Origin of the sequence: Pseudomonas sp. TJI-51, from assembly GCF_000190455.2 — a bacterium.
Taxonomy (GTDB): domain Bacteria; phylum Pseudomonadota; class Gammaproteobacteria; order Pseudomonadales; family Pseudomonadaceae; genus Aquipseudomonas; species Aquipseudomonas juntendi.
Genome location: NZ_AEWE02000158.1, coordinates 1 through 8347 on the forward strand (window position 1 = coordinate 1; position 8347 = coordinate 8347).

12 protein-coding genes are annotated in these 8347 nt (G+C 63.0%); 6 read left to right on the top strand and 6 right to left on the bottom strand.

Going from position 1 to position 8347, the window contains the following annotated elements:
* Positions 1 to 105: 105 nt before the first annotated feature.
* Positions 106 to 1179 carry an aminopeptidase gene (locus tag G1E_RS25605; RefSeq protein ID WP_033690278.1) on the bottom strand — a complete coding sequence of 358 codons (1074 nt, stop codon included), beginning with the start codon at positions 1177 to 1179 and terminating at the stop codon, positions 106 to 108.
* A gap of 84 nt (positions 1180 to 1263) precedes the next feature.
* Here G1E_RS25605 and G1E_RS25610 point away from each other — a divergent pair, with 84 nt between their 5' ends.
* Together G1E_RS25610 and G1E_RS25615 are read left to right on the top strand one after the other, a co-directional pair.
* Positions 1264 to 1677 (top strand): hypothetical protein, encoded by a 414-nt coding sequence (locus G1E_RS25610; protein WP_009682186.1) that lies wholly within the window; start codon positions 1264 to 1266, stop codon positions 1675 to 1677.
* 54 nt (positions 1678 to 1731) lie between these two features.
* Positions 1732 to 2145, top strand: coding sequence for a hypothetical protein (locus tag G1E_RS25615; protein ID WP_009682185.1), 414 nt, complete (start codon positions 1732 to 1734; stop codon positions 2143 to 2145).
* A 154-nt stretch (positions 2146 to 2299) separates the two neighbouring features.
* Here the strand turns inward: G1E_RS25615 and G1E_RS25620 are convergent, their stop codons facing one another.
* Positions 2300 to 2533: a DUF1161 domain-containing protein gene (locus G1E_RS25620; protein WP_009682184.1), complete on the bottom strand. Its 234-nt coding sequence runs from the start codon at positions 2531 to 2533 to the stop codon at positions 2300 to 2302.
* A gap of 74 nt (positions 2534 to 2607) precedes the next feature.
* The gene (locus tag G1E_RS25625) at positions 2608 to 3033 is read right to left on the bottom strand and encodes an OsmC family protein (RefSeq protein WP_009682183.1); all 426 of its coding nucleotides are present in this window, start codon (positions 3031 to 3033) and stop codon (positions 2608 to 2610) included.
* A gap of 152 nt (positions 3034 to 3185) precedes the next feature.
* On the opposite strand from G1E_RS25625, the gene G1E_RS25630 reads away from it, so the two are divergent.
* Positions 3186 to 4190 carry an LLM class flavin-dependent oxidoreductase gene (locus tag G1E_RS25630; protein WP_009682182.1) on the top strand — a complete coding sequence of 335 codons (1005 nt, stop codon included), beginning with the start codon at positions 3186 to 3188 and terminating at the stop codon, positions 4188 to 4190.
* A 37-nt stretch (positions 4191 to 4227) separates the two neighbouring features.
* On the opposite strand, the gene G1E_RS25635 is transcribed toward G1E_RS25630, so the two are convergent.
* Complete coding sequence (locus G1E_RS25635; RefSeq protein WP_009682181.1) at positions 4228 to 4449, bottom strand: DUF1161 domain-containing protein; 222 nt, start codon at positions 4447 to 4449, stop codon at positions 4228 to 4230.
* 101 nt (positions 4450 to 4550) lie between these two features.
* Positions 4551 to 4766, bottom strand: coding sequence for a dodecin (locus G1E_RS25640; RefSeq protein ID WP_009682180.1), 216 nt, complete (start codon positions 4764 to 4766; stop codon positions 4551 to 4553).
* Between the two features lie 150 nt (positions 4767 to 4916).
* On the opposite strand from G1E_RS25640, the gene G1E_RS25645 reads away from it, so the two are divergent.
* Complete coding sequence (locus G1E_RS25645) at positions 4917 to 5240, top strand: YqjD family protein (RefSeq protein ID WP_009682179.1); 324 nt, start codon at positions 4917 to 4919, stop codon at positions 5238 to 5240.
* Here G1E_RS25645 and G1E_RS25650 read toward each other — a convergent pair.
* A complete protein-coding gene (locus tag G1E_RS25650) occupies positions 5237 to 6133 on the bottom strand; it encodes a LysR family transcriptional regulator (protein WP_009682178.1) in 897 nt (298 codons plus the stop codon). The genes G1E_RS25645 and G1E_RS25650 overlap by 4 nt on opposite strands.
* A 108-nt stretch (positions 6134 to 6241) precedes the next feature.
* On the opposite strand from G1E_RS25650, the gene trpB reads away from it, so the two are divergent.
* Both trpB and trpA read left to right on the top strand, forming a co-directional pair.
* Positions 6242 to 7459, top strand: a complete 1218-nt coding sequence (gene trpB / locus G1E_RS25655) for a tryptophan synthase subunit beta (protein WP_009682177.1) — start codon at positions 6242 to 6244, stop codon at positions 7457 to 7459.
* Positions 7456 to 8265 carry a tryptophan synthase subunit alpha gene (trpA, locus tag G1E_RS25660; RefSeq protein WP_009682176.1) on the top strand — a complete coding sequence of 270 codons (810 nt, stop codon included), beginning with the start codon at positions 7456 to 7458 and terminating at the stop codon, positions 8263 to 8265. Before trpB ends, trpA begins: the two co-directional genes overlap by 4 nt.
* The last annotated feature ends 82 nt before the right edge of the window (positions 8266 to 8347 follow it).

Sequence of the window (8347 nt, forward strand, 5' to 3'; positions counted from 1 at the left end):
GCTCTAACAGGCGCTGCATACCTTGTGGCAAACACCTGTCTGCCCTGATGCGACCCCCGTGGGAGTTGGCTTGCCGACGATGGGCCGCAACGCCGCCCCAAAGTCTCACCGGCCAGCCATCAACTTCTGCAACGCCGCCTTCCTTTCAGCAATGGGCAACCTCCCCAACTGCTCAACCCGTTCATAGAACCGCCCCCAATCCCCGTCAACCGCGCGAAACACCGCCGCAAACGCCGGCACCCACTGGTCATACAGCCCGAACGGCAACAGCTTGGCATTGTTCATGGGCGCGTACACCCAGGCGTCAAAGCGCTTGTCGCCGCCCCACTGGCTGTCCCGCACCTGCTGGTAGTCACGCCTGAGCCGCGCGAACTCCGCCCGCTTGGCCTGGCGCTTGTGCGCATCATCCAGCGGCCCGGCGTAAATCGCCTGCAACCGCTCGCGGCTGGCCAGCACCAGTTGGATAAACTGCTCCCGCTGCTGCCCCTGATCGCCACCCACCGCAGCCAGCCCGCGCGCCGCGCGCCATTGCCGGGTGCCTTCCTGTTCGACGAACGAGGCAAAGGACTCGTTGAACTCGGTGTCGTCCTGCACGTAAAAGCGCTGGTGCGCCAGCTCGTGAAAGATCAAGGTCGCCAGGCGTTCGTCACCCCAGCCCACCATCGACGACAGAATAGGGTCGTCGAACCAGCCCAAGGTGGAATAGGCCTCCACCCCGCCCACGTACACATCCAGCCCTTCCTCACGCATCAACGCTGCCGCGCCACGCGCTGCACCTTGCTGGTAGTAGCCGCGGTACGCCACGCAACCCGCTATCGGAAAACAGTGGGTCACCGGTTGCAGTGAGAGCTCTGGCGTGGCGAAAACATTCCAAACCACATAGGGGCGCCCAAGGTCGGCGTATACCCGGTAGCTGCGGTTATCCGGCAGCTTCAGCTGCTGGCTGGCAAACGCCCGCGCCTGTTCCGCCCGTTGCAGGCGCGCCCGTAACAGGGGAGGGGTAGCAGGGTCGGCGACCACCTGTTCCACCGGTTGCCGCGCGCGCAGCAGTTGCCACTGGCCTTGCGCAAGCTGGCCGTAATAGGCCGCACTGCTGCAACCGCTCAGCAGAAGCACCGCCAGCAGCGGAACCAAACGGGTGAAAACGCGGTCGAGTGGCCCAGGGCCTGAGCGCTGAATAAGAAAAAGTCGAAGCATCGGGACTGTCTGACTCGCTCAAGGCCGATTCGCTCCAAGACTATCTCGCCACGGGGGAGTTTCGCCATGCGTGCATTGTGGGTCGCCAGTTCACTGTTGCTGTTATCTGCCTGTTCAACGCTGCCAGACCCAGACCCGAACCAGGCCTGGATCGACCTCACGCCCTACGACAACACCTCGTTGCACGCGGTGCAGGTCGATGAGCGCGATTGGGCCGACAACCGGTACTTCGAAGTCCAACCCGGCAGCCATGAGTTGACCGTGCGCTACCAGTTTCCGGTCAACCCCAGCAACATCGGCCCGGTCGACCAACCCCTGTGGCGAGATTGCCAGGTAAAGCTGGCGTTCAAAGACTTCAACGCCGGGCAACGCTATCAGCTGCAGGCCGGGAGCATCGGCTTCCGCCCGTGGGTGAAGTTGTATGACCAGCAACAAAAACTGCTGGGCCAGGGCCTCCCAGCGGGCTGCCAGCACACCTAACCACGCAAACGGCGCTATGCTGTTAACGTGCCAATCGCAAGTGGGAGCTTTGCCATGCGCCAGCCCATGATGCTGATCGCCCTCAGTGCACTGGGGGCTTGCGCCAGCCCCTTGCCGCCGGTCGACCCCAAGCAAGCCTGGGTCGACTTGTACACCATGACCCCCGGCCGGGTAATCATGGCCGACCGCCTTGACGGGAAGCGCCTGGACGACGGCCGATACTTTCAGGTAACCCCCGGCAAGCATGAGCTGGTCGTGCGCTTCGATTACGAGATCTACTCTGGCGGGATGCTGACCGACCCCAGGGACCGTACCTGTTACCTGACTGTGCGCTTCGATGACTTCAAGGCTGGGGAACGTTATCGCCTGGAGGCGCGGGCGCCGGTAATGGAGCCGCAGGTATTGCTGTATGACGCCAGCCGCACGGTGCTGGTGAATGAGCCTAGCGATGTGTTCTGTATTCCGTAGGCGGGGGTGTGCGGGTAGGGGGTGCTGCCGGTAGGGGGGCTGCGAGTCAGGGGCTGCTGCGCAGCCCATCGCGACGCAAGGCCGCTCCTACAGAGGCCTGTGGAAGCGGCTTTTGTCGCAAATGGGCCGCGAAGCGGCCACTCATGCTCGAGCGCTAGCGATCATTCTTCTGGTAAATGATCTTCTTGGTCCCGCCATCGCACGTCCCGACCACCATATTCGGGTCCTGGACCTCACTGTTAGGCACGATCTCCAGGGTGTACGAAGCCACCCCTTGGGCCTGGATCTTGGCCTCGATCTCGGCTTTCAGTTCCTCGCACGGCTTGACCGCCGCCAGCGCAGACGTGGCGACCAGCGAAGCGAACACGGCGATTGCTACGCGAATCATGGAACGGCTCCTGAAAAGGCAGTATTGCTGCCGACGTTGGTTAGACTACAGCAAACTGCCATCGTTGCGCCGCTTCAGCCCACCAACGCCGCATCCAGGCTGATCTTGGCGTTGAGCACCTTCGACACCGGGCAGCCTGCTTTGGCCTTGTTGGCAATTTCCATGAACTGCGCCTCGCTGGCGCCTGGCACCTTGGCTCGCAACACCAGGTGTACAGCGGTAATGGCAAAACCATCAGGCTGCTTGTCGAGGGTGACTTCCGCCGCCGTGTCGATCCGGTCCGGGGTGAGCCCGGCCTCGCCGAGCATCATCGACAGCGCCATCGAGAAGCAGCCCGCATGCGCCGCACCGATCAGTTCCTCTGGGTTGGTACCCGGCGTGTCCTCGAAACGGGTGTTGAAGCCATAAGGGTTCTGCTTGAGGGCGCCGCTTTCGGTTGAAAGCAGGCCTTTGCCGTCCTTCAAACCACCTTGCCAGATCGCCGATGCTGTCTTCTTCATGATGCCTCCTTGTCACTCGGTTACGTGCCTATGGGTTCAGAGGTCCGGTACGCCCGGCAAGTTCAGAGCAATTGCGCACCCCCATTGAATCCAACGATTACGCCCATACAGAGTCATAAAGGCCTCTGGCCAATCATTCTTGCGGAGGCCCCATGACGCAGCTACGTGACCTGAAGATTTCCACCCTCGACCTTGTGCCCGTTCGCGCCGATGCCGGCCCGGCGCAGTCGCTGCGCAACTCCCTGGACCTGGCGCAGCATGTCGAACGCTTGGGCTACAACCGCTTCTGGGTGGCCGAACACCACAACATGGACGGCATCGCCAGCTCGGCAACCTCGGTGCTTATCGGCTACCTCGCCGGGGGCACTTCGAGCATTCGCGTAGGCTCCGGCGGGGTCATGCTGCCCAACCATGCGCCGTTGGTGATCGCCGAGCAGTTCGGCACCCTCGCCAGCCTGTACCCGGGGCGCATCGACCTCGGCCTTGGCCGTGCGCCAGGCTCCGACCAGATGACTGCATACGCCTTGCGCCGAGACCGCGCAGGTGGCCCGGACGATTTCCCGGACGATGTCGAAGAGCTGTCACGCTACCTTGGCCCCCGAACCGATGATCAAAAAGTGATCGCTGTGCCTGGCCACGACACCGATGTGCCCATGTGGCTGCTGGGCTCCAGCCTGTTCAGCGCGCAACTGGCCGGTATGCGCGGCATGCCCTATGCCTTCGCCTCGCACTTCGCGCCGCGTTACATGCACGAGGCAATCCGCGTGTATCGCAACCACTTCAAACCGTCCACCACGCTGGACAAACCCTATGTGATGCTGGGCATTCCCATGGTGGTTGCCGAAACCGATGAACAGGCCGAATATCTGGCCACTTCGGTGTACCAGCGCATTCTGGCGCTGATTCGCGGGCAGAGCCTGATGCAGAAACCCCCGGTACCCAGCATGGACGGCTTATGGCTGCCCCATGAACGCGATGCGGTAGGCAGCTTCCTGGGGTTGGCGATGATCGGCAGCCCGCAGAAAGTGCGCGCCAAAGTGGAGGTGTTGCTGGAGCAAACCGGGGCGGACGAGCTGATGTTCACCTGTGACCTGTACGAGCATGCAGACCGTATCCGCGCTTATGAGCTGCTGGCGCAGGCTTTGAAGAGCGAGTGAACCCCTTCGCGAGTGCCTCCGCGAAGGGGCCACCGCGTCAGCCGCGGCGGTAGACGATTTCCTTGGTGCCGCCTTCGCAGCTGCCGATCACCTTGCCCGCCGGGTCGCCCTTTTCGACGATCTCCAGCTTGTAGCCAACAACCCCCTTGGCATCGAGCTTGGCGGCAATTTCCGCTTTCAGCTCCTCGCAGGGTTTGCCCGCCGCCATCGCGCCACCGGCCAGCATCATCAGGCCCAGCGCCAGTATCAGTTTGTTCATCACTTGCATCCCTTGTGCAGATGAAACCAGAAAGGGGCGCCAACCAGGGCGCCCTGTTCCTAATACCCCATCAGTGCAACCTGTTCCAGCTTGGCTGTGTTTCAGCTATTGGCGATACGGAAGCCCACCTTCAACGTCACCTGGAAGTGCGCGACCTTGTTGTCGCGAATATGGCCACGGGTCTCGGCCACCTCGAACCACTCCATGTGCTTGATGCTCTGGCCGGCTTCGGCCAGGGCATTGTTGATCGCATCTTCGATACTGGTAGGCGAAGACCCCACCAGTTCGACCTTCTTGTAGGTGTGATGATCGGTCATGAGCGCTCTCCTTGGGTAACAGTGATATTCAGCCTGGCAGTGCGAGCCTGGTTTACCTGCGAGCTGTCATCAGGGGCGAAAGTTCGATCGCACTTTCGTGCAGCCCAAGGGTCGCAGTTCATAGAGTCCATACTGCAAAGGAGAGTCAACATGCCCCGCAATTCGCTGCGTAAAACATCCCTGGAAAGCATGGAAGCAGAGATCGAAAGCCTGCTGAAAAGCCTGGAAAGCCTGAAGCACGATGCCTCCGAAGAAACCCAGAAATCAGTCAAGGCCATGCGCAGCAACGCCGAGAGTGCCCTGCGCCATTCGCGCAGCCTGCTGAGCGATGCCTATGAGGAAGTCAAGGAGCGTACCCGCCAGACCGGCATCGCCACCCGCGACTATGCCCAGGAGCACCCGTACACCACTGCCGGTGTAGCCATCGGCGCCCTGGGCTTGCTGGCAGCTTACCTGCTGTGCAAGCGCAACTAAGCGCTCTGCCCTAGCAGTTCTGCCCGCAACCATTGCGCCAGTTGCTCGGCGCGCCCGTCAGCGGCGCGCCGAGGTACCCACAGCGCCAACGCCGCCGGGGTCGGTGAAAAGCCCCACGGCGCACTCAGGCGGCCCGCCCGCAGGTCATCGGCAACTAGGGGTTGCGGCGCGATCGCCACGCCCAGTCCCGCCACCGCAGCTTCTAACAGGTAATACAAGTGCTCGAAAGCCTGCCCGTAGTGCATGGCAGCCGGCTCCAGGCCCTGCTGCGCCGCCCAGGTCGGCCAAGCCTGTGGGCGCGAGGTGGTGTGCAACACGGCTTCTTCGAGCAAAGCTTTGGCTGGCGCCCCCTGCAAGCGCTGGTAACCGGAGAAGTGCGGGCTCAGCACCGGGCCGATTCGCTCCTCGGCCAACACATGCACCTGCATGTCTGCCGGCCACGGGGGCTCGGCATACACCAATAGCGCATCCAGCCCTGGCCGCCTTGGATCAAGGTCACCCTCACCGGCTGAAAGGTGCAGGCGCAGCTCTGGCAGGTCTGCCTGCAAACGCCCCAACCGCGGGATGAACCAGCGCGCCAGCAGGCTGCCTGAGCAACCCAGTACGAACGGGGCCTCGCGGGTGTCGCGGCTCAGTTCGGCACATGCACTGCGCAAGCGGTCGAACGCCTCGCCACTGGCATCGCGCAGTCGCAGCCCGGCATCTGTGAGTTTGATGCCACGCCCGTCCTTGACGAACAACGCCACCCCCAGATGCTCCTCAAGCACCTTGATCTGCCGGCTCACGGCACCATGGGTAACGTGCAACGCCTCGGCCGCCTGGCTGACACTGTTAAGCCTGGCAGTGGCCTCGAAAGCACGCAGGGCATTGAGGGGAGGGAGATCGTGAGCCATTACCTGTGAGTTTTCCTGACAAGTTTACGCAATCTTATCGGTTTTCAGCCGGGCCTGTCGTGGTTAGAGTAAAGCCCATCATTCATTGCTTACGCCCTGGAGCGCCCCATGACCCAGTCCCAATACCGCCCCGGCCCCGACGCCAATGGCCTGTTCGGCTCGTTCGGCGGCCGCTATGTGGCCGAAACCCTCATGCCACTGGTGCTGGACCTGGCCCGGGAATACGAAGCGGCCAAGGCCGACCCGCAATTCCTTGAAGAGCTGGCCTATTTCCAGCGCGACTACATCGGCCGCCCCAACCCGCTGTACTTCGCCGAGCGCCTGACCGAACACTGCGGCGGCGCCAAGATCTTCTTCAAGCGTGAAGAGCTCAACCACACCGGCGCGCATAAGGTGAACAACTGCATCGGCCAGGTGCTGCTGGCCAAGCGCATGGGCAAGAAACGCCTGATCGCCGAAACCGGCGCCGGCATGCACGGCGTGGCGACCGCCACCGTCGCTGCGCGCTTCGGCCTGCCTTGCGTGATCTACATGGGCGCCACCGATATCGAACGCCAGCAGGCCAACGTGTTCCGCATGAAGCTGCTGGGCGCCGAGATCGTTCCGGTTACCGCGGGCACCGGCACCCTCAAGGACGCCATGAACGAAGCGCTGCGCGACTGGGTGACCAACGTCGACGACACGTTCTACCTGATCGGCACCGTGGCGGGCCCGCACCCATACCCGGCAATGGTCCGCGACTTCCAGTCGATCATCGGCAAGGAAACCCGCGCCCAGTTGCAGGAAAAGGAAGGCCGCCTGCCGGACAGCCTGGTCGCCTGCGTGGGGGGTGGCTCCAACGCCATGGGCCTATTCCATGAGTTCCTCGAAGAGCCAAGCGTACAGATCATCGGCGTTGAAGCCGGCGGCCACGGTGTGCACACCGACAAGCATGCTGCCAGCCTGAACGGCGGTGTGCCCGGCGTACTGCACGGCAACCGCACCTATCTGTTGCAGAACGATGACGGCCAGATTACCGACGCTCACTCGATTTCGGCCGGCCTCGACTACCCGGGCATCGGCCCCGAGCATGCCTACCTGCATGAGGTGAAGCGCGTTGAATACGTCAGCATCACCGATGACGAAGCACTGGATGCCTTCCACGCCACGTGCCGCCTGGAGGGCATCATCCCGGCCCTGGAAAGCGCTCACGCCCTGGCCGAGGCAATCAAGCGCGCCCCGCAGTTGCCCAAGGACCACCTGATGGTGATCTGCCTGTCGGGCCGCGGCGACAAAGACATGCAAACCGTCATGAGCCACATGGCCACCCAGGAGAAACAGGCATGAGCCGTCTAGAACAACGCTTCGCCGAGTTGAAAGCCGAAGGCCGCTCGGCACTGGTCACCTTCGTTACCGCAGGCGACCCGGGCTATGACGCCTCGCTGCAGATCCTCAAGGGCCTGCCTGCTGCGGGCGCCGATGTGATCGAACTGGGCATGCCATTCACCGACCCAATGGCCGATGGCGTAGCCATCCAGCTCGCTACCCTGCGCGCGTTGGAAGCGGGCCAGAACCTGGCCAAGACCCTGCAGATGGTTCGTGAATTCCGTGTGGACAACCACACCACGCCGATCGTGCTGATGGGCTACTACAACCCGATCCACCGTTTTGGCGTGGAAGCGTTCGTGAATGAAGCCAAGCAGGCTGGCGTCGATGGCCTGATCATTGTCGACCTGCCGCCAGAGCACGATGCAGAACTGGCGACCCCGGCCCAGGCTGCGGGTATCGACTTCATCCGCCTGACCACCCCGACCACCGACGACGCGCGCCTGCCGCGCGTGCTGGCGCGCAGCTCCGGGTTCGTCTACTACGTGTCCGTGGCCGGTGTGACCGGGGCCGGCTCGGCGACCACCGAGCACGTGACCGAAGCCATTGCCCGCCTGCGTCGGCATACCGACCTGCCGATCAGCGTTGGCTTCGGCATTCGCACCCCAGAGCAGGCGGCGAACATCGCCCGGCTGGCCGATGGCGTGGTAGTGGGCTCGGCGCTGGTCGACAAGATTGCCCAGGCCAACACGGCCGAACAGGCGGTGAGCGATGTGTTGAGCCTGTGCTCGGCACTGGCGGAAGGGGTGCGCGGCGCTCGTCGCTGACCGGCGTCGGCTTCATCGCCGGCAAGCCAGATCCCACAAGGATTTCACAGGGCCTGAGGGTGGCGCTGTACCTGTGGGAGAT